The organism is Escherichia sp. MOD1-EC5950 (genome assembly GCF_002965345.1).
In the GTDB taxonomy this organism is placed as follows: Bacteria; Pseudomonadota; Gammaproteobacteria; order Enterobacterales; family Enterobacteriaceae; genus Escherichia; species Escherichia marmotae.
Genome location: NZ_PTSR01000005.1, coordinates 58,338 through 79,491, shown reverse-complemented (window position 1 = coordinate 79,491; position 21,154 = coordinate 58,338). Strand labels below are relative to the sequence as shown.

Genomic DNA, 21,154 nt, shown 5'->3' with positions numbered 1-21,154 from the left:
TCACTGTTGCTTAAAAGTTAACTTTACTTCACCATCGGAATCCTGTTCAGCCTGTGGCTGCCTGTATAAAAGGGGTGACTATGATTACGCTGTGGGGTCGGAATAATTCAACCAACGTTAAAAAAGTGTTGCTGACGCTCGAAGAACTGGAACTACCTTATGAGCAAATTTTGGCGGGTCGTGAGTTTGGGGTAAACCATGACGCCGATTTTCTGGCGATGAATCCTAACGGGCTGGTGCCGCTGTTGCGTGACGACGAAAGTAATTTAATTCTTTGGGAATCAAACGCCATTGTCCGCTACCTTGCAGCACAGTACGGGCAAAACCGTTTATGGATCGACTCACCGGCACGCCGCGCAGAAGCCGAAAAGTGGATGGACTGGGCAAACCAGACGCTCAGTAATGCCCATCGAGGGATCCTGATGGGATTGGTCAGAACGCCACCGGAAGAGCGCGATCAGGCCGCCATTGATGCCAGTTGCAAGGAATGCGACGCCCTGTTTGCCCTTCTCGATGCAGAGTTGGCAAAAGTGAAATGGTTCTCCGGCGATGCATTTGGTGTGGGCGACATTGCCATCGCGCCGTTTATCTACAATTTGTTTAACGTTGGCCTGACCTGGACACCACGTCCGAATCTGCAACGCTGGTATCAGCAACTCACCGAACGCCCCGCGGTGCGTAAAGTTGTGATGATCCCTGTTAGCTAATTATTGCGTGGGCTAACTTTGAGTAATTCTCCATTGGACTCGTCGGTCAGAACGTATAAATAACCGTCGGGTCCGCTGCGAACATCACGAATTCGCTGCCTCCTGTCCGTTAATATGCGACCATCTTCTGCCACCTTGTTGCCTTTAACGCTCATCACGATGACATTTTTATTTTTCAGCGCGCCAATAAATAATTTTTGCCGCCACTGGGGGAATTTGTCGCTGTTATAGAAGGCCATGCCGCTCACCGCCGGTGAATCCTTCCAGTAAAAAATGGGTTGTTCAGTCCCGGCAACGATTTCCCCTTTCGCTTCCGGTATTTTAAAACCTGAGTAATTCATCCCCCAGGTTGCCAGCGGCCAACCGTAGTTTTTACCTTTTTCCGGGATATTAATTTCATCGCCGCCGCGCGGACCGTGTTCATTCAACCACAGCGTATTACTCCACGGATTCATCGCCATCCCTTGCGGGTTACGAATGCCATAAGACCAGATCCCGGCTCGCACACCAGCCCCCTCCACAAAGGGATTATCATCCGGGATCTCGCCCTGGTCGGTCAGGCGCACTAATTTACCCTGCAATTTATCCAGATCCTGCGCCGTCGGGCGCTGATTGTTTTCACCCAGACCAATATACAGATAGCCTTTACCATCAAATACCAGCCGCCCGCCAAAATGATTACCGGTAGAAAGTTTTGGCGTCTGGCGAAAAACGGTGCGGAAGTCCGTCACTTTTGCGAGGTCATCAGTTAAGCGGCCATAACCTACGGCAGTTCCGGCTTTACCATCATCACCGACTTCAGAAAAACTTAACCAGATACGGCGCGACTGGGCAAAATCAGGCGCTAATGCCACATCCAGCAAACCGCCCTGCCCGTGCGCCCAGACTTCCGGCACACCGGCAAGCGGCGCAGATAATCCTTTTCCTGCTTGCCAGTGGCGTAACTCGCCGCCGCGCAGGGTGATTAACATGCCGTGATTATCCGGTAAGAAGGCCAGCGCCCACGGATGGTCGAGTTTATCCTGCAGTACTTCGACATTTACCGTTTCGGGTGCCGCCCAAAGAGCGGAAGGAATACAGAGAAGGGGCACAAGGTAAAAGGATTGTCGATACATAACACCTCCGGATTGACTCTGGCTTAAAGCGTAGTCAGTCAGGGGCGTGACAAATTTATTTTTACATAAACTTAAATATGAAGGGGGAGACGCCTTCTCCCCCTTAGCTTTCAGGCCTGCTCAAGCATGGCGTGCTTCTCCAGGCTCTGGATACTCAGCGTTAAGCTCATCAGACAATTTTCAAGCTTATCGGCGTTGACGGTAATAAAAGTTGGGCAATCATGATACCCACTCATCAAACATACTGCGGCTGTCGCTAATGCTTCTTCAGCATGATGAAGAGCATTCCACTCTTCCTGATCCAGGTGAAGATTCAACCGCAGCGATTTATCGTGCAGTTCGCGATTCAGTTTAAAAAAGTTATCTCGTAGATGATTGCTTTCGCTGACGGACATGTATCCTTTGGCCTTCCTCAGTCGCACATATGCGGCGAGGTCAACTCGAGCATCGTTCAACCGATTAAGCAGATCGCTTCGCTGTCTGTCAACGAACATACTTCGATCCTCCTCTTTGCAGCCTTAGTGCAATTAAATAGTATGGCTACTTTTTGAACAAAGTGCTGTCAAGGATCAATACTTCACATCTTATTAATAAGAATTTACATTATTTCTCTTTCCAGTACCTCGCATCCCCAGGGTGCCAGTTCTAATTCTTGTGAACAAGCCTTGCCTGTTTCCGCCACTCGCCATGCACCAGGAAGCACCACATTTTGTACATGAGCAGTGTAATTTTGTACAAAAACCCATTCCTGATTGCCGTCTGTCCGACGCGTTGCAATAACGCCAACAGGAAGTTCAGTCGCAAGGGCTTTTGGAAGATTAAGTGAGTTGATCAACATCGCAGCAAACGCTTGATGAAATGACGCATCATTACGCGAAGCCACATAGAAAGCACGTCCCTGTCCGACGTGATTTACCGTTAACGCAGGTGTACCTGCATAAAAATCCTCACCATAGCGCGCCAGAACCTGTGCGCCTTCGGCGTGAATAACCGCACATAATTCCCTTGCCTGCCATTTACCTTGCAATCCATAGGCATTCGGCTCGCAGATAACTTCGTTATGCTGATAATCATTAAGGCTATCGATCTCTTCAGCCCACACGCCCATCAGGTCACGCAACGGGCCAGGAAAACCGCCCAGGTGACATAAATCAGTTTCATTGACAATCCCGGACCAGTAAGTGGTGACAAAATTGCCACCAGCTTCGACATAGGCACGGGCACGATCAGCAAATCCATCGCGAACCATATAGAGCATTGGAGCGATAACTAATTGATAACCCGTAAGATCACAATCAGCGTTGATAATATCAACCGCCACCCCCTGCTCCCAGAAAGGTCGGTAATGATCCACTACCGTTTGTTCGTAATGGATACCGCAATTGCGCGGCCCGGCAGCATCATTAATCGCCCAGCGGTTTTCCCAGTCGAAAATAATGGCAACTTTAGCCTGAGTTTTCGTCCCGACCAATTGCTTAAGATGTGCCAGTCGTTGCCCTAGCTGTATAACTTCGCGCCCGGTACGCGTCTCCAGATGACCGACGTGATCAACCACCGCACCATGAAACTTCTCCACGGCTCCGCGACTCTTACGCCACTGAAAATAGTGCACGCCATCTGCGCCATGAGCGACGGCCTGTAAAGAAGAAAGAATGTTCATTCCCGGCTTTTTCAATTTGCTGGTTGGCTGCCAACTTGTCTGGCTGGGGGTGGATTCCATCAGAATGAACGGTTTATTTTTCAAGGTACGCATCAGATCGTGATACATCGCTGTTTTACAAGCTACGGCGCGTTCATCTTCCTGTTTGTGCCACATGGGATAGCTATCCCAACTTACAAAATCGACAACCTCAGCTAATGACCAGTAGTTGTAATCATTGAAATACCACATAAAATTGGTCGTCGCGGGTAACTCAGGCCGTTCTGCTTTTAGCGGCGCGACTTCCATTTGATAGAATTCTTTTACCTGCGATGTGACAAAGCGTCGCCAGTCAAGATTCAGGCCGTGGTTAGACATCTCACCTAATGGAGAAGGTGACTCAATTTGTGACCAGTCACTGTATGTATGGCTCCAGAAGCCTGTCCACCATGCCTGATTAAGTGCCTCAAGAGTGGTGTAACGAGTCTGCAACCAATGGCGAAACGCCTGTTGGCATCCGTTACAATGACACTCACCGCCATACTCATTACTGATATGCCATCCCAGAACCGCCGGATGATTCGCGTATCGCTGCGCCAGCTTACGGTTAATTTGCGTCACTTTTTCTTTATACACTGGCGAAGAAAGGCAGTGATTATGGCGACCGCCGTGAAGCATTTTCTCGCGTGACGCGCTAACTCTCAGAACCTCTGGATAACGTGCTGCAAGCCAGGCGGGTTTGGCTCCGCTCGGGGTTGCCAGGAAGACAGAGATCCCGCCAGCATGAAGTTTATCCAACACCTCATCCAGCCAGTCAAAGCGATATTCCCCCTCTGTGGGTTCCAGCATTGACCAGCTAAAGATGCCCACCGACATGGTGTTACAACCAGCCTGTTGCATCATGGCAATATCTTTCTCCAGGATCCCAGGGACATGTAACCATTGTTCCGGATTGTAATCGGCACCATGAAGTAACCACGGGGCTGTGGGGATGATCGGTGGATGCTTGTCCATGCTGACTCCTGAATTGTTTTAAACAGACAAAAAATGTTATTCGTTCACAATACTGTCATCTAGTAATTAATTGCTTCGTTATGCAAGAAGTGTCCGGTAGAAATGTGAGCAACTACGCGTTTTTCCATTCAAACAGGCTCCACGGTTTGGCAGACATGCGCTGAAATACGTGAGCGTGATACGTATGACATTCACTGCGGTATACTGTGACAAATCTTTTAGCCGGGGCGAATATGAAAACCAAAGCTGCAACCCTTACCGATGTTGCTCGTCATGCCAATGTTTCTTATCAGACAGTGTCGCGGGTGCTTAACAATTCAGCGAACGTGTCTGCCAAAACACGTCAAAAAATTGAACAAGCCATTGCCGAACTTAAGTACGTTCCAAATCGCGTAGCTCAACAGTTGGTAGGGAAAGAGAGCAAAACGGTGGGGCTGGTCACCACCTCACTCGCCCTACATGCCCCTTCACAAATTGCGGCGGCGGTAAAAAAATATGCCGGGGAGCAGGGATATCAGGTGCTGATATCGATGATTGATGATGTTGATATTAAAGGTATTCAGGCTGCAGTTAATGACTTAAAAGCACAACGGGTAACAAAGATTATTATCAACGCCCCCCTGGAAACGGCATTGGCTGAAACTCTGGTTGCTGAAAACAGTGATGTATTGTGTCTGTTTCTCGACGTGGACCCTTATAGCCCGGTGTTTAACGTCACCTTTAATCCCGCAGAAGGTGCACGCGCCAGCGTAAAATATCTTTACGACTTGGGGCATCGTCAATTTTGCTTGATCTCTGGCCCTGAAAATTCAGTACCGGCGCGGTTACGACTCAATACCTGGCGCGATACCCTCGCCTCACTCCAACTGACACCGCTGGCCATACATTACGGTAGCTGGGACGCTCAAAGCGGCTATCTGGCGACATTACAGATGCTACGTGAAACGCCACAGGCGACCGCTCTTCTGATCGCGAACGATCAGATGGCGTTGGGTGCGTTAAGCGCCTTACATCAACAAAAACGTAAAATCCCGCAGGATATTTCTGTCATTGGCTATGACGACACCTATGAGAGTGCGTTTTTTGAACCTTCACTGACGACCGTCGCAATCGACTTTGATTTGCAAGGGAAAATTGCCGTTCAACAAATTTTACAGCCGGACGATGCACAAGCTATGCTCCGCTCTTCAACCATCCTTCCCAGCCGTCTGGTCGTGCGTAATTCTGCTGGCCCTCTGCACTCACCACAGGCTGATCTGATGAATATTGCCGAACACCTTCGCACGCTGGCAGATGAGCTAACACGCAAGGCATAAAAGTAATACGTTCTCATAAAGAAGATTTAGTGATCCATTTCGCTAAATCTTCTTTATTATCAGCAATAAATGTGATGCAAATCTCAAACATTCATTTAACACATTGCCTAATCATCAATGTCAGGGCCAGAGTAAAAATGAAATTGTTAACGTATGACATTTCCGGAGATGCATACCAAAACAATAACCAGTAAGCACAGCTAATGCCTGTGCCAACGGTAAATGACCCAACGCCAGTGATTGAGGATATGGCTATGTTATTGCCCGGTAAACGTAATTATATTTTGCTCAGTATTTTCGATTTTCTGTACCTCTTCGCCTGGTCGGCAACGATGGCATTTTTTGTCATATGGACGACACAGCATCTGGAAATTACCGCCACACGCACAGGATTACTTTATTCCGTTAATGCTTTCATTGCGTTATTAATGCAGCCGTTCTTCGGTTTCATCTCCGATAAATTTGGTCTTAAGAAACAACTCATCTGGATCCTCGTCGCATTATTACTTCCCGTAGGCCCATTCTTTATTTATGTGTATGCCCCGCTTCTGGTTCATAACTTCTGGCTGGGCGCTGTTTTGGGTGGCGTTTACCTGGGGATCATTTTTAATTCTGGCTGTGGCGTTCTGGATTCCTGGATAGATAAAGTTTCGCGTCGTTATCATTTTGAATATGGTCGCGTAAGGATGTGGGGCTCTCTGGGATGGGCCGCCGCCGCGTGGATTGTTGGTAAATATATTGATACCAACCCTAATCTCTCTTTCTGGCTGGCAAGCTGCGCCATTGTGATCGCCGCAATCTGCTTTATGTTTACCAAAATCGAACTTACCGAGGCCGAAATTGAAAAAACCAATTCGCTGAAAGCCATCCATGCCCTTGAGCTGGCAAAAAATAGTCAGTTCTGGTTTTTATTGATGTTCACTCTGTTCGTAACACAAATTTATGACACCTACGATCAACAGTTCGCACAGTATTTTTCGCTGCAATTTCCGACACCAGAAGAAGGCAATCGCTGGTACGGAATTCTGGCTTCTGTTCAGGTCTGCGGAGAAACCTTATTTCTCTGCCTGATGCCTTGGTTTGTTAACCGCACTGGTGCAAAATGGGCGTTAGTGATTGCCGGAACCATTATGTCGTTACGCATTGCCGGTTCTGCAATCCAACTGGGACCGGTGTGGATTGCAGCCGTTAAAATGATGCACGCCATCGAAAAACCACTGATCCTGGTGTCTGTGTTTAAATTTATCGCGGCTAACTTTGATCATAAACTCTCTTCAACGGTCTACCTGCTAGTGCTTTTTGTGGCATCCATCGCCACAGCAATCTATTCACCCATTGCAGGCTATCTGTATGACACCATTGGCTTTGCTGAAACCTATCTAATCCTGGGGGCTATTGCCGGTTGCTTCACGCTTATTTCGGTCTTTACGCTGCGGGACAAATCCAGCAGCCAGCCTACGGAGACGCTAACTGAAAATTCTGTAGCATGATCCTCATTTGCGCCCCTTTATTTGGGGCGCTTTCCTCACCGGTTGACCAGATTGCGATACAAATTTTATCCAGAACTCTGTAGAATCCCTGCCCTGACCTTTCCTGTAACTGAATATTTTTTAAGCTATGAGCAAAGTAACTCCCCAGCCGAAAATCGGCTTTGTTTCCCTCGGCTGTCCGAAAAACCTCGTCGATTCAGAGCGCATTCTGACTGAACTGCGCACTGAAGGTTATGATGTAGTACCGAGCTATGACGACGCAGATATGGTGATCGTCAACACCTGCGGCTTTATTGACAGTGCGGTGCAAGAATCACTGGAAGCCATTGGCGAAGCGTTGAATGAAAACGGCAAGGTAATTGTGACCGGTTGTCTGGGGGCGAAAGAAGATCAAATCCGCGAAGTCCATCCAAAAGTGCTGGAAATCACCGGCCCTCATAGCTACGAGCAGGTTCTGGAACACGTTCATCACTACGTGCCAAAACCGAAACACAACCCATTCCTGAGCCTGGTGCCGGAGCAAGGTGTTAAGCTGACACCGCGTCATTATGCTTATCTGAAGATTTCCGAAGGCTGTAACCATCGTTGCACCTTCTGCATTATTCCGTCTATGCGCGGCGATCTGGTGAGCCGCCCGATTGGCGAAGTGTTAAGTGAAGCGAAACGTCTGGTTGATGCGGGTGTTAAAGAGATTCTGGTGATCTCCCAGGATACTTCCGCGTATGGTGTTGATGTAAAACACCGCACTGGCTTCCACAACGGCGAACCAGTAAAAACCAGCATGGTCAGCCTGTGCGAACAGCTATCAAAACTGGGGATCTGGACGCGCCTGCACTACGTTTACCCTTACCCGCATGTGGATGACGTCATCCCGTTGATGGCAGAAGGCAAAATTCTGCCATATCTGGATATTCCGTTACAGCACGCCAGCCCGCGCATTCTCAAACTGATGAAGCGTCCGGGTTCTGTAGATCGCCAACTGGCGCGCATTAAACAGTGGCGCGAAATTTGCCCGGAACTGACACTGCGCTCAACCTTTATTGTCGGCTTCCCTGGCGAGACGGAAGAAGATTTCCAGATGCTGCTCGATTTCCTGAAAGAAGCTCGTCTGGATCGCGTTGGTTGCTTTAAATACAGCCCGGTTGAAGGTGCTGATGCCAATGCCCTGCCTGACCAGGTTCCGGAAGAAGTGAAAGAAGAACGCTGGAACCGCTTCATGCAACTGCAACAGCAGATTTCCGCCGAGCGTCTGCAGGAGAAGGTGGGTCGTGAAATTCTGGTGATCATCGACGAAGTGGACGAAGAAGGCGCGATTGGCCGCAGTATGGCAGATGCACCGGAAATCGACGGCGCGGTTTATCTCAATGGTGAAACCAACGTTAAGCCGGGTGATATTGTGCGTGTGAAAGTCGAACACGCCGATGAGTACGATTTGTGGGGGAGTCTGGTTTAATTAATGTCAGGCCGGGCAAATTACCCGCCCGGCCTGCTAATAAGCATTATTGCCAGCTAATCTGCGCCCTGCCGTTTTTCTTACTTTTATACAGCCGCTCATCTGCCAGCATTTTCAGCCGTTCAACGGTAGTACATTCATTTGAATGCGCCACGCCGATACTGGTGCTTAAGTTAATGCTCCCCACCTGGAAATGGACGATTTCTTTTAGTATTGATAGCAACTCTTCCAGAGTACCACCGGTATAAATCACCGCAAATTCGTCGCCGCCAAAGCGGTAGACTTTGCCTTTATCTACCGGAATCTGTGATTTGAGAATTTTCACTACCTTCATCAACACTTCATCGCCCAGCAAATGCCCGAAGGTATCGTTAATGTTTTTGAATTTATCGACGTCAAACAGGCACAAATAGCCACCTTTTTCCGGCAGGGCTTTTAAATCTTCATCAAAAGATTTTCTGCCCATTGCTTTCGTCAGGTCGTCAAGAAACGCTGAGTTATACATGCTGTAGAGTTTTTTGACATCCGCAGCCGAGAAGAAAAGCCCACCATCCAGCACGCGGTCAAAATGGTTATTAATGATAGCTTCTTTCTCAACGATGCCGCGATTAATGACTCTGCGTACCAGATACATGCAACTTATCCCCGATATCGCTGCCACTAATGCGGCAAAGAAAATAATTAAAGTACAAACCTGAAAATAGACATCCTTCTTATAAGCAAAGACATACAACCCCGTTGGTAAATAAGTGAAGTGTTCCATCGCTTCCGAAACAGTAAAGATGGCATTTTTCGCGTTATATTCATCCCCAACAACTGGCTTGCCACCTTTGAATAAAGAGAACATCAGGTTCTCGCTATCCATTGCCAGCGACTTTGAGAGTAACGAAAATCGTTCCAGCCCAAGCAAAAATATCAGACTGCGGTTGTGAGTAACCGGATAGAGATAATAGACGAAGGTTTTACCGTCAAAAGAGATAAACCCCGTATTTTTGACATGCCGATACTTAACAACCTGCATAATATCTGCACAATAATTTTTTTCATACTCCTTAACCTGAATACACTCGTCGCTGGAAATCAGATAAGGACCAACATCATACAAATAAGAAGGTGAAACCGAGTCAGCGTAAGCTGTGCGCAAGCCAACCAACAGTTGTTCTTCAGTCGGATTAAGCGTGTTAATGAGATCAATTGACACACTGCGCCGATATTCGGCAATATTTGCCACCGCAAAAGCAGTATCAATAACGGACTGTTTCAGGCCATACACCCGTTCTTTTACCATCTGGGTATAGATCCCGCAGGCAACTGCTGAAATCATGATAAAAATCAGCAGACTGACTGTAAGTACGAATTTATTGATTCTGGACATACCTAAACTACTCTTTTACTAACTTTCCACTTTTGTCCCAGGCAGAGAATGGCAACGGCTTCTGATATAGATACCCCTGGGCCTGAATACACCCTAATTTGATTAATTCACGCGCAACCTCTTCGCTCTCAACACCTTCTGCAATTACCGGGATCCGGTTATAGCGGGCCAGGTCGAAGATAATGCGTACAATTTTTCCCGCAGTGCCGAAAATATCGCCGGTAAATTGCGAGTCTACTTTTATGCTGTCAGGATTAATTTCATAAAAACGCTTCAGGTTTGACAAACCTATACCAAAGTCATCAATCGATATCCGTACTCCTTGTTGACGCAGTTGTTCAATATTGAGATAAAAATGTTCATTAATACGTTCAATCACTGTTTCAGTGATCTCAATACAGATGCTATTCGCTTTCAGCTCATGTTCTTCCATAATAGCTGTAAAACGCGCATGAAAGTGTGGCTCGTTTAACTGCCATGGCGAAACATTAATATGCAGTAAGAAACCTTCCTGCAGTTCCGCACGCTGGCTAAAATGTCTGAATTCCCCCATCGCCGTTTTAATAATTTGATAACCCAGTTCATTGATAAAACCGATATCTTCAGCGATAGCAATAAACTTCAGCGGCGAGATTATCCCCCGCTCTGCTGAAACCCAGCGGCACAGCGCCTCAGCTCCCAGAATGTCGCGGGTATTAATATCAACAATCGGTTGATAGACCAAAAATAGCTCGCCTTTTTCCATTGCATTACGGATATTGCGCGCAATCCAGATATTTTCTTCAATTTCTCTGAGTTTCTCATCATCACAGAAAATAAATTCAGAGAACATATGATCGCGGATACTGGAAATCGCCAGTTTTAGTTTTTCTGCGTAGCTCCAGGCATTTTCGCCTTTCAGAGGTTCACAAATGGCAGATTTATGTATACGCAGATTGCGGTAGCCAAAGCTACTGTCGAAATCGTTTATCATCGCGATCTTATGGGTAAAAATCTCTACATTTTCCCGACACAATAATAAATAGAGATCGGCATTGAATGTCACAATATCGCAACATTGCGCGTATTTCTCGGCAATTTGCTGACACAGTTTCCTGACGATTTTGTTGCGTTCCTCAACGCCAAACACCGCTTCGACAGCTTCCAGTCCGCACAGTTTGATGATCCCAACGGCCAGATACTGATTATTGTTTGACTCAATAATCGCCATATTTTTGATAAACCCGCTTTCCTGATCGTAGGAGATCAGCGAGAGCAATTTATTTGAACGCTCAACTTCTGCATCTTTCATTTCCGCGATCGAATTTTTGATGCTGATAATCTCTTTTGCATCGCCTTCACGAATTTTCAGTGCCTGCATTTGATCCGCAGAGTCGGGTAAAAATTCCAGCGTATTGACCAGCGTTGTCATTTCGGAAAATTGTCGACGGAACACACGGGTGGTCATTAAGTAAACCACCAGCAATACGATAATAATGAAAGCAAATGGTAAATAAAAGAGTTTGTCTGATGCGTTAAATAAATCCCCCGTAGGATAATAAAAATAGATATCGAACAATGGATTATTAGGAACTGCCGATTTCCTTGCGATATATTCTATATCAACAGAATCAATAATATTATAACTATCTTCGCTATTATAAATAATCAATTTTTCGCGAGCGAGTTGATTCTTGGCAATGATTTCATGACCTTGTTTCAGAAACAGGACTTCATCCGTTGCGCTGATTTGATCAAGGTATTCGTTCAGATATCGCCAATTTAAATCGACGTGAATTTTATCAACAGCCAGCAAATCACGATCTTTGCCGTTAATTCGTAGCGTAAAAGAAATACATTTTTTACCCGGGCGATCAAAGCAATTGTATGCCGGATTCCAGCTACTGTCAGAGCCATCCGAGGATACAGACCACGGACGTTGCGACGGGTTAAAATCGGAAAAAATAACGCGCCCCGCCTCATCGATAAGCGGCCCATTAACCTTTTCCTGATGATAAACAACGATTTTATCGTTCGCCCGCCGCGAAAAGAGATAATATTTATTATTATCCAGCACCAGTCCCACTGAATCTAAAAATGGCATCATTTCCATTTTCAGAATAACAGCACGTTTAATCTCCTCACTGTTTTTCAACAAATAGAGTGAGTCTTTTAACGTCAGGGCCGAACGTTCAATATCTTTAAAGAAATAGCCAACGTTTTTTGAATAAGTTCAAAGCGGCTATCGGCACGTTTTACCGCACGTTCCGATACCAACTGATAGTTAATGATGAAAAAAAGACCAATAAATGACAGCGCAGCCAATAAAAATAAAATTATCAGCCTTATCTTTATCTTTTCGTATAAACTCAGCATGTTAATACATTTAACAAAATAACTGCCAGTACGCTGTGCCGCTGCATAAATAGTTCCCCACAGCGACTTTTTAACTAAATGACCAGATTCTACAAAATCAGCAAAAAGTTACAACACTTGCTTCAGGCAATAATTTCCTGCGAGGTGATAACCCTTTCAAGCAATATTCAACCGTGATTATCCTTTAATTTTGGGATCCAGCGCATCGCGTAAACCATCGCCCAGCAAGTTGAAAGCCAGCACGGTCAGAAAAATGGCCAGTGCCGGAAAAACCGCCACATGCGGCGCGATAACCATATCCGCTCTCGCTTCATTGAGCATCGCCCCCCACTCTGGCGTCGGCGGCTGCGCGCCAAGGCCGAGAAACGACAGGCTGGCGGCGGAAATAATCGAGGTGCCAATACGCATGGTGAAGAACACGACGATAGAAGAGACTGTCCCCGGTAAGATGTGACGCAACAAAATAGTCACATCGCTGGCACCAATACTGCGTGCTGATTCAATAAAGGTTTGCTGTTTCAACACTAGTGTGTTGCCGCGCACCAATCGGGCAAACGCCGGAATGGAAAAGATAGCGACGGCGATAATCACGTTAGCAATGCCACTTCCCAACACCGCGACAACAGCGATAGCCAGCAAAATACCGGGAAACGCAAACAGCACATCGCAAATGCGCATGATCAGTCGGTCCCACCAGCCTTCATAATATCCTGCCAGCAAGCCCAGCAACGTCCCAATCGCCGCACCAATAAACACCGCAAATACGCCAGCCGCCAGCGAGATTTGCGCCCCCACCAGGACACGGCTGAAAATGTCGCGCCCCAGTGAATCGACGCCAAACCAGTGCTGCAAAGAGGGGCCGTTATTCAGGTTGTCATAGTCAAAATAATTTTCGGCGTCATAAGGAGCGATCCAGCGCGCCAAAACAGCCACTATAATCAATAAGATAACGAACAATGTGGCGCTCATCGCCATATGCTGACGACGAAAACGCCGCCAGAACTCATGCCACGGTGTACGTACCTGGTCAGGTTTTACCAGTGGCATAGCGTTTAACACCGCCTGACGTCGCCAGTTAAATAATCGCATCCTTACTTGTACCTGATAGCCGGGTTAATGGCAGCGTAAAGCACATCCACCACTAAGTTGATAAGAATAAATTCCAGCGAGAAAAGCAGAATTTCTGCCTGAATCACCGGGTAATCACGCATTTCTACCGAATCGACCAGTAAACGTCCAAGTCCGGGCCAGTTAAAGACTTTCTCCACGACAATGGAGCCGCCGAGCAAGAAGCCAAACTGTAAGCCCATCATGGTAACCACCGGGATCATCGCATTACGTAACCCATGTTTGAGGATGACCCAGGTTTCGCTCACCCCTTTCGCCCTCGCGGTACGCATATAATCTTCACTTAAGACATCGACAAATGAAGCACGGGTAAAACGCGCCATCACCGCCGCCACCGCTGCGCCAAGTGTCAGGGAGGGTAAAATGTAGTGCTGCCAACTGTCTGCACCAACAGTCGGCAGCCACCCCAACTCAACGGAGAACACCTGAATCAAAAGCATCCCCAGCGCAAATGCCGGGAAGGAAATCCCCGATACCGCGATGGTCATGCTCAATCGATCCGGCCAACGGTTACGCCAGACGGCGGCCACAATCCCCGCCGCCATACCAAATATCACCGCCCAAACCATACTGGTAATAGTCAGCCACAATGTAGGCATGAAGCGGCTGGCAATCTCATCGGCAACCGGACGACGCGACACCATCGACAGACCAAAATCCCCCTGTACGGCGTTGCTGATGTAGTGCCAGAACTGGTAATACAGCGGCTGATCCAGCCCCAGTTGCTGGCGCACCAGTTCGATAACCTGAGCATCGGCTTCGGGGCCGGCAATCAATCGCGCCGGATCGCCGGGCAGCATATGGACAAATAAAAACACCAGCACCGAGACGATAAACAGCGTTGGGATCAATCCCAGTAAGCGTTTGATAACGTAATTAAGCATTCCACTCCCTGCGTTGCTTATTGCAAATCCGCGTCTTCAAAGCTAAAGCCTGTATCTGGCATGATCCAAAAACCGGTCAGGTTTTTACTGTGTGCCGACACCAGTTTTTCTACCACCAGCGGGATCCACGGCGATTCTTGCCAGATGATATCCTGCGCCGCCTTATACAAGCGTGCCTTTTCCGCCGGATCGTTGGTTTTCAGTGCCTGAGCAAGGTCTTCATCCACCTGCTTATTGCTGTAAAACGCGGTATTAAACAGCGTCGGTGGCCAGTTCTGCGAAGCAAACAGCGGCGAAAGCGCCCAGTCAGCTTCGCCGGTCGATGCCGACCACCCCGTGTAGAACATCCGCACATTGCTCTCTTTCTGCCCTTTTCCTTCCACTTCCGCCGCCCGTTGTCCGGCATCCATCGCCGTCACCTGGGCTTTAATCCCTACCTGCGCTAACTGCTGCTGGGTAAATTGCAGCACTTTCTGCGCGGTGCTGTGGTTATGTGATGACCACAGCGTGGTACTGAAACCGTTGGGATACCCCGCCTCTTTCAGTAACTCACGTGCTTTAGCCGGATTGTAAGGCCACGGTTGATAACTTTGCGCGTAGGCAATACTCGGAGGTACAACACCGGTAGCTGGCGTTGCATATCCTGCAAATGCCACCTTAACCAGCGCCTGACGGTTGATGGCGTAATTCAGCGCCTCACGCACTTTCGGATTATCGAACGGCTTTTGCGTCACGTTCATGCTGATATAACGCTGCATAATCGACGGACTGGCCATCAGCTCGATATTTTTGTTCTTCTCCAGTAACGCGGCTTGTTCATAAGGAATAGGGAAAGCAAACTGCGCTTCACCGGTTTGCAACATTGCCGCCCGGGTGTTGTTGTCCGCCACCGGACGCCAGGTAATGCTGTCCAGTTTGGGCAGACCGGGCTGCCAGTAACCCGCAAATTTCTTCACTTTCACAAAATCGGTCTGATTCCAGGTATCCAACGCATACGGCCCGGTTCCGACCGGATGAAAGCCGATCTCTTTACCATATTTTTCCAGTGCCGCAGGTGAAATCATTGCTGTCGCCGGATGAGCGAGAATATTAATAAACGCGGAAAACGGCTGTTTGAGCGTAATCTTCACCGTTGTCGGATCGACCGCTTCAGTTTTGGCAATATTTTTGTACAAGTTATAGCGTTTAAGATGATTCGCCGGATCGCTGGCTCGATCCAGATTCGCTTTTACCGCCGCAGCGTTGAAGTCAGTGCCGTCCTGGAACTTAATCCCTTCGCGCAATTTCACGGTGTAAGTGAGGCCGTCATCAGAGACGGTATAACTCTCTGCCAGCACATTTTTCAGCTTCATCTCTTTATCCAGACCGAACAGCCCCTGATAAAACGATTTCGCCACAGCCTGCGATAACGTGTCATTCGCGTCATACGGATCGAGCGTGGTGAAGTTCGACCCCACCGCCACAACCACATCTTTGGCAGCGAATGCACAAGATGCCATCAACGCTGTGGCAATGCCCAGCGCTACTAACCCACTACGGTGTACAGCTCTTGCCATTTTATTCTCCGCCTGAATGTTATCTACGCATGAATGCGTATTCTGATTGTGGTTGTGCGACGTAATGCCCCGGTCCGACGCATTGTAACGAGACGGTGGCAACCTCTTCGCCACGCAGATGAATATTGCTGGGAAGATCGTCCGACAACAGTACGCGCCGTGGTCGCAGTCGGGACGGTTCCGCCACCGGAACTGCCGCCAGTAATTTACGCGTATAAGGGTGCTGCGGATTTTCAAATATCGCGCGCCGTGGGCCAATCTCAACGATTTGCCCGAGATACATCACCGCCACGCGATGACTGATCCGCTCCACGACTGCCATATCGTGGGAGATAAATAGATACGCGATACCGAAATCACGCTGAAGATCAAGCAACAGGTTGATAATTTGCCCGCGAATAGAAACATCCAGCGCCGACACGGCTTCATCGGCAATAATCACTTTCGGATTCAGCGCCAACGCACGGGCAATGCAGATGCGCTGACGCTGACCACCAGAAAACTCATGCGGGTAACGCCATGCGTGTTCAGGTAACAGGCCAACGCGCTCCAGCAACCACGCAACGCGTGCAGCAGCTTCTTTACCCTGCAATAAACCGTGTACGCGCAGCGGTTCGATAATCGAATCACCGATGGTCTGGCGAGGATCCAGCGAGGCGTAAGGATCCTGAAAAATAAACTGGATATTGCGGCGCAACGACTGAAGTTTACCGGGCGAGAGAGTATCGATTCGCTGACCGTTAAAGATAATTTCGCCGCTCTGCGATTCGACCAGACGCAACAGCGCCCGTCCGGTAGTGGATTTACCGCTGCCAGACTCGCCCACCAGCGACAGCGTTTCACCAGGCCTGAGATCAAAACTGACTTTCTCAACGGCGTGCACTTCTCGCGTTACGCGATTCAACAACCCGCTACGCAAAGGGAAACGGGTAACCAGATTACGCACCTGTAAAACAGGTTCGCCATCCACCACCGTTTTCTGTTCGACAGGACTTTCCTGTTTAGCCGGATGTTCAAGTGATATCAGCGGAAAACGACGGGGATAATCTTGCCCTTTCATCGCGCCGAGCTGCGGAACAGCAGCCAGCAGTGCACGGGTATAGGGGTGCTGCGGCGCATGAAATATCTGTTCGACGCTGCCCGTTTCAACCGCCTCGCCCTGATACATCACCAGCACCCGATCGGCAATCTCTGCCACCACGCCCATATCGTGAGTGATAAAGATGACGCCCATCGACATCTCTTTTTGCAATACTTTGATTAATTGCAGGATCTGCGCCTGGATGGTGACATCCAGCGCGGTGGTCGGCTCATCGGCAATCAGCACCGCCGGGCGACATGACAGTGCCATTGCGATCATGACCCGCTGGCGCATCCCTCCGGAGAGTTGATGGGGATAACGTGAAAGAATGGTTTGAGCTTCCGGAATGCGAACCTGATCCAGCATCCGCTTCGCCTCCACCATCGCTTCTTCACGACTGGCGTTTTGATGCAAACGGATAGACTCAGCAATCTGCTCACCCACAGTAAATACCGGGTTTAGCGACGTCATCGGCTCCTGGAAAATCATCGCTATATCTGCGCCGCGTATATGCTGCATTTGCCCGGAGCTCTGCGTACTAAGCTCAATCACCTCATGGCTGCGCCGCCGCAGCAGCATTTTATCGCACTGTACCAAACCGCCCGCCTGTTCCAGCAGACGCATCAACGCCAGTGCTGTAACTGACTTGCCGGAACCGGATTCGCCAACAATCGCCAGCGTCTCGCCGCGTTGCAGACTAAAAGAGAGGCCGCGAACCGCAGCCATTTTCTGCAGGTCTTGTATAAAGGCAATATTGAGGTTCTCAACCGCCAGCACATCACCGGCATCAAGCTCATCACTGTGTGGCAACGGTGTCCCCTTTTTCACGGTAGATACCGGTGGTTGGCGTATCGCCTGCATAGCCCCAGGCGCGATACATTCCTTCGGTGTTAAACGGTAACGCGACGTTACCTTCATGATCGATAGCGATTAAACCACCACTGCCATCAAGCGCAGGGAGTTTTTCCATCACTACCCGCTCGCAGGCTTCCGCGAGACTTAAACCGCCGTAATCCATTAACGCAGCGATGTCATATGCCGCCAGCGTACGAATGAAGACTTCGCCCGTACCGGTACAAGAAACCGCCACGCTGGCGTTATTGGCGTAGCACCCGGCACCGACAAGCGGGCTGTCACCGACCCGACCGGGTAATTTGTTAGTCATTCCCCCCGTGGACGTGGCTGCCGCCAGGTTGCCGTATTGATCCAACGCCACAGCGCCCACAGTGCCCATTTTCTGTTTTTCATCCAGCGGTGCGTCGCTATGGTCGAGGATCATTTCCCCTTCCTCACGCGCCGCCATCAGTTGTTCATAACGCAAAGGCGTGGAAAAAATCTCCGGCGAGACGCGTTCCATGTCATGAGCAAAAGCAAAATTTTCCGCTCCTTCGCCAATCATCATCACATGCGGGCTTTGCTCCATCACCAGACGGGCAGCAAGAATCGGATTGCGCAGATGACTGACGCCCGCGACCGCACCGGCTTTCAGGGTGTTACCATCCATCACACAGGCATCCAGCTCATGAGTTTCATCACGGGTGAAGACAGCACCAATACCGGCGTTAAATAGTGGGCACTCTTCCAGCAAGCGCACAGCTTCTGTTACCACATCCAGCGCACTTTCGCCCGCTTCGAGCATTTTCTGCCCGGTTTCAACAATGGCAGACAGCGCCTCAATGTAGCGTAATTCCTGTTGCAGACTCATCTGCGCGCGGCTAATTGCGCCTGCGCCACCGTGAATTGCAATGACTGCTTTGCCCATAGTTTTCGTCCATTAAAGGGTGGTTCGCCACTTTTGCTATAAATATCAGAATTTTTATGAATTACTCATTCAATTTTTGAATATAGAAAGATGTATATGGCATGTAAAGGCAGGAACCCACGCTACGCCCGAGGTGGCATACAGTCCGGGGCGTTTTTCTGACATAATAAGCAAATTCGATTTTGCCTCCGCAGGAGTGTTTTCATGGAATTTACCACCGGTTTGATGCCGCTCGACACCGCGCTTAATGAGATGCTTTCTCGCGTTACCCCTCTGACTACCCAGGAAACGCTGCCACTGGTACAGTGTTTTGGTCGCATTCTGGCAAGCGATGTCACTTCGCCGCTGGATGTCCCTGGGTTTGATAACTCCGCAATGGACGGCTACGCGGTTCGTTTAGCCGATGTCGCTTCCGGTCAACCACTGCCCGTCGCCGGTAAGTCGTTTGCGGGTCAGCCATATCATGGCGAGTGGCCTGCTGGCACCTGTATTCGTATTATGACCGGCGCGCCGGTGCCGGAAGGCTGTGAAGCTGTGGTAATGCAGGAACAGACTGAACAAACGGACAATGGCGTACGTTTTACCGCTGAAGTAAGTCGCGGGCAAAATATTCGTCGACGCGGTGAGGATATCTCCGCGGGAGCAGTTGTTTTCCCGACAGGTACTCGCCTGACTACCGCCGAACTGCCCGTGATTGCTTCGTTGGGGATTGCCGAAGTTCCGGTGATTCGCAAAGTGCGTGTGGCGCTATTTTCCACGGGTGATGAGTTACAGTTACCCGGTCAGCCGCTGGGTGATGGTCAAATCTACGATACCAACCGTCTCGCCGTGCACCTGATGCTGGAACAGTTAGGTTGCGAGGTAATTAACTTAGGGATTATCCGTGACGACCCGAACGCATTACGTGCGGCATTTATTGAAGCTGACAGTCAGGCGGATGTGGTGATCAGTTCCGGCGGCGTTTCGGTTGGTGAAGCGGATTACACCAAAAACATTCTCGAAGAGCTGGGCGAAATCGCATTCTGGAAACTGGCGATTAAACCAGGTAAACCGTTTGCGTTCGGCAAACTCTCTAATAGCTGGTTCTGTGGCCTGCCGGGCAACCCGGTTTCTGCGACGCTGACTTTCTATCAACTGGTACAACCGTTACTGGCAAAATTAAGCGGCAACACCGCCAGCGGCCTGCCAGCGCGTCAGCGCGTACGCACAGTATCTCGACTGAAGAAATCCCCCGGACGTCTTGATTTCCAGCGTGGCGTGCTACAACGCAACGCCAACGGCGAACTGGAAGTGTCGACCACCGGACATCAGGGTTCGCATATTTTTAGTTCTTTTAGTCTCGGTAACTGTTTTATCGTGCTGGAACGCGATCGCGGAAATGTAGAAGCGGGCGAATGGGTAGAAGTCGAGCCATTTAACGCGTTGTTCGGGGGCTTGTAATGGCGGAACTCAGCGATCAGGAGATGCTGCGCTATAACCGGCAAATCATCCTGCGTGGTTTTGATTTTGACGGTCAGGAAGCGCTGAAAGATTCTCGCGTGTTGGTCGTTGGCCTGGGCGGGCTGGGGTGTGCAGCATCGCAATATCTGGCAAGTGCGGGCATCGGCAACCTGACGTTGCTCGACTTTGACACCGTTTCGCTCTCGAATCTGCAACGTCAGACACTACACAGTGATGCCACGGTCGGGCAACCGAAGGTTGAATCCGCCCGTGAGGCACTGGCGCGAATCAATCCTCACATCGCGATTACACCGGTGAATGCGCTGCTTGACGACGCTGAACTTGCTGCGTTGATTGCCAAACACAATCTGGTGCTCGACTGTACAGATAATGTCACGGTGCGTAATCAACTTAACGCGGGCTGTTTTGCCGCAAAGGTGCCGCTGGTTTCTGGCGCGGCGATTCGTATGGAAGGTCAAATCACCGTCTTTACCTGGCAGGATGGTGAACCGTGCTACCGTTGCCTGAGTCGTCTGTTTGGCGAAAACGCGTTAACCTGCGTGGAAGCAGGCGTAATGGCACCGTTGATCGGCGTAATTGGTTCGTTGCAGGCAATGGAAGCGATCAAACTGCTGGCAGGTTATGGCAAACCTGCCAATGGGAAAATCGTGATGTACGATGCGATGACCTGTCAGTTTCGCGAAATGAAGCTGATGCGCAATCCTGGATGTGAGGTGTGCGGACAGTAATTGTCGCCTGTAGTCCTGATAAGACGCGGCAGGCATCGCATGGGCATTTGCTCCAGACGCCAGATGCGGCGCGAACGCCTTATCTGGCCT

At 49.3% G+C, this 21,154-nt stretch carries 15 protein-coding genes and 1 pseudogene; 6 read left to right on the top strand and 10 right to left on the bottom strand.

Annotated elements, in window-relative coordinates; all coding sequences use genetic code 11:
• The first annotated feature begins 80 nt into the window (after nt 1–80).
• Nucleotides 81–707, top strand: a complete 627-nt coding sequence (gene gstB / locus BEA93_RS08390; RefSeq protein ID WP_010379678.1) for a glutathione S-transferase GstB — start codon at nt 81–83, stop codon at nt 705–707.
• Here the strand turns inward: gstB and BEA93_RS08385 are convergent.
• From BEA93_RS08385 to BEA93_RS08375, 3 genes are all read right to left on the bottom strand, one after another.
• Nucleotides 704–1,822 carry a PQQ-dependent sugar dehydrogenase gene (locus BEA93_RS08385; RefSeq protein WP_105224610.1) on the bottom strand — a complete coding sequence of 373 codons (1,119 nt, stop codon included), beginning with the start codon at nt 1,820–1,822 and terminating at the stop codon, nt 704–706. The genes gstB and BEA93_RS08385 overlap by 4 nt on opposite strands.
• A 110-nt stretch (nt 1,823–1,932) precedes the next feature.
• Nucleotides 1,933–2,316 carry a biofilm formation regulator BssR gene (gene bssR / locus BEA93_RS08380; RefSeq protein WP_000497146.1) on the bottom strand — a complete coding sequence of 128 codons (384 nt, stop codon included), beginning with the start codon at nt 2,314–2,316 and terminating at the stop codon, nt 1,933–1,935.
• Nucleotides 2,317–2,420: 104 nt separating this feature from the next.
• Nucleotides 2,421–4,475 carry a beta-galactosidase gene (locus tag BEA93_RS08375; RefSeq protein ID WP_061090916.1) on the bottom strand — a complete coding sequence of 685 codons (2,055 nt, stop codon included), beginning with the start codon at nt 4,473–4,475 and terminating at the stop codon, nt 2,421–2,423.
• A gap of 233 nt (nt 4,476–4,708) precedes the next feature.
• Between BEA93_RS08375 and BEA93_RS08370 the strand changes: the two genes are divergently transcribed.
• The 3 genes from BEA93_RS08370 (at nt 4,709) to rimO (ending at nt 8,734) form a co-directional block, all read left to right on the top strand.
• Nucleotides 4,709–5,791: a LacI family DNA-binding transcriptional regulator gene (locus BEA93_RS08370; protein ID WP_105224611.1), complete on the top strand. Its 1,083-nt coding sequence runs from the start codon at nt 4,709–4,711 to the stop codon at nt 5,789–5,791.
• A 254-nt stretch (nt 5,792–6,045) separates the two neighbouring features.
• On the top strand, nt 6,046–7,281 hold the full coding sequence (locus tag BEA93_RS08365; RefSeq protein WP_001516062.1) for an oligosaccharide MFS transporter: 1,236 nt from the start codon (nt 6,046–6,048) through the stop codon (nt 7,279–7,281).
• Nucleotides 7,282–7,408: 127 nt separating this feature from the next.
• Nucleotides 7,409–8,734, top strand: a complete 1,326-nt coding sequence (gene rimO / locus BEA93_RS08360; RefSeq protein ID WP_105224612.1) for a 30S ribosomal protein S12 methylthiotransferase RimO — start codon at nt 7,409–7,411, stop codon at nt 8,732–8,734.
• A 46-nt stretch (nt 8,735–8,780) separates the two neighbouring features.
• Here the strand turns inward: rimO and BEA93_RS08355 are convergent, their stop codons facing one another.
• The 7 genes and pseudogenes from BEA93_RS08355 to iaaA all read right to left on the bottom strand — a co-directional run bounded on the left by BEA93_RS08355 (nt 8,781) and on the right by iaaA (nt 18,875).
• Nucleotides 8,781–10,109 (bottom strand): GGDEF domain-containing protein, encoded by a 1,329-nt coding sequence (locus tag BEA93_RS08355; RefSeq protein WP_001516061.1) that lies wholly within the window; start codon nt 10,107–10,109, stop codon nt 8,781–8,783.
• Nucleotides 10,110–10,116: 7 nt separating this feature from the next.
• A pseudogene (locus BEA93_RS08350) lies at nt 10,117–12,464 on the bottom strand (sensor domain-containing phosphodiesterase).
• A 177-nt stretch (nt 12,465–12,641) separates the two neighbouring features.
• Nucleotides 12,642–13,553 carry a glutathione ABC transporter permease GsiD gene (gene gsiD, locus BEA93_RS08345; RefSeq protein WP_105224613.1) on the bottom strand — a complete coding sequence of 304 codons (912 nt, stop codon included), beginning with the start codon at nt 13,551–13,553 and terminating at the stop codon, nt 12,642–12,644.
• Between the two features lie 2 nt (nt 13,554–13,555).
• Entirely contained in the window at nt 13,556–14,476 is a 921-nt protein-coding gene (gsiC, locus tag BEA93_RS08340) for a glutathione ABC transporter permease GsiC (protein ID WP_105224614.1), read from the bottom strand.
• Between the two features lie 17 nt (nt 14,477–14,493).
• On the bottom strand, nt 14,494–16,032 hold the full coding sequence (gene gsiB, locus BEA93_RS08335) for a glutathione ABC transporter substrate-binding protein GsiB (protein WP_001516057.1): 1,539 nt from the start codon (nt 16,030–16,032) through the stop codon (nt 14,494–14,496).
• A 19-nt stretch (nt 16,033–16,051) separates the two neighbouring features.
• A complete protein-coding gene (gsiA, locus tag BEA93_RS08330) occupies nt 16,052–17,923 on the bottom strand; it encodes a glutathione ABC transporter ATP-binding protein GsiA (protein ID WP_010379674.1) in 1,872 nt (623 codons plus the stop codon).
• Nucleotides 17,910–18,875, bottom strand: a complete 966-nt coding sequence (gene iaaA, locus BEA93_RS08325) for a beta-aspartyl-peptidase (protein ID WP_000513756.1) — start codon at nt 18,873–18,875, stop codon at nt 17,910–17,912. Before iaaA ends, gsiA begins: the two co-directional genes overlap by 14 nt.
• A 204-nt stretch (nt 18,876–19,079) precedes the next feature.
• Here iaaA and moeA point away from each other — a divergent pair, with 204 nt between their 5' ends.
• Both moeA and moeB read left to right on the top strand, forming a co-directional pair.
• Nucleotides 19,080–20,315: a molybdopterin molybdotransferase MoeA gene (gene moeA, locus BEA93_RS08320; protein WP_061090921.1), complete on the top strand. Its 1,236-nt coding sequence runs from the start codon at nt 19,080–19,082 to the stop codon at nt 20,313–20,315.
• The gene (gene moeB / locus BEA93_RS08315; RefSeq protein ID WP_016248514.1) at nt 20,315–21,064 is read left to right on the top strand and encodes a molybdopterin-synthase adenylyltransferase MoeB; all 750 of its coding nucleotides are present in this window, start codon (nt 20,315–20,317) and stop codon (nt 21,062–21,064) included. The genes moeA and moeB overlap by 1 nt, the downstream gene beginning before the upstream one ends.
• Nucleotides 21,065–21,154 lie beyond the last annotated feature (90 nt).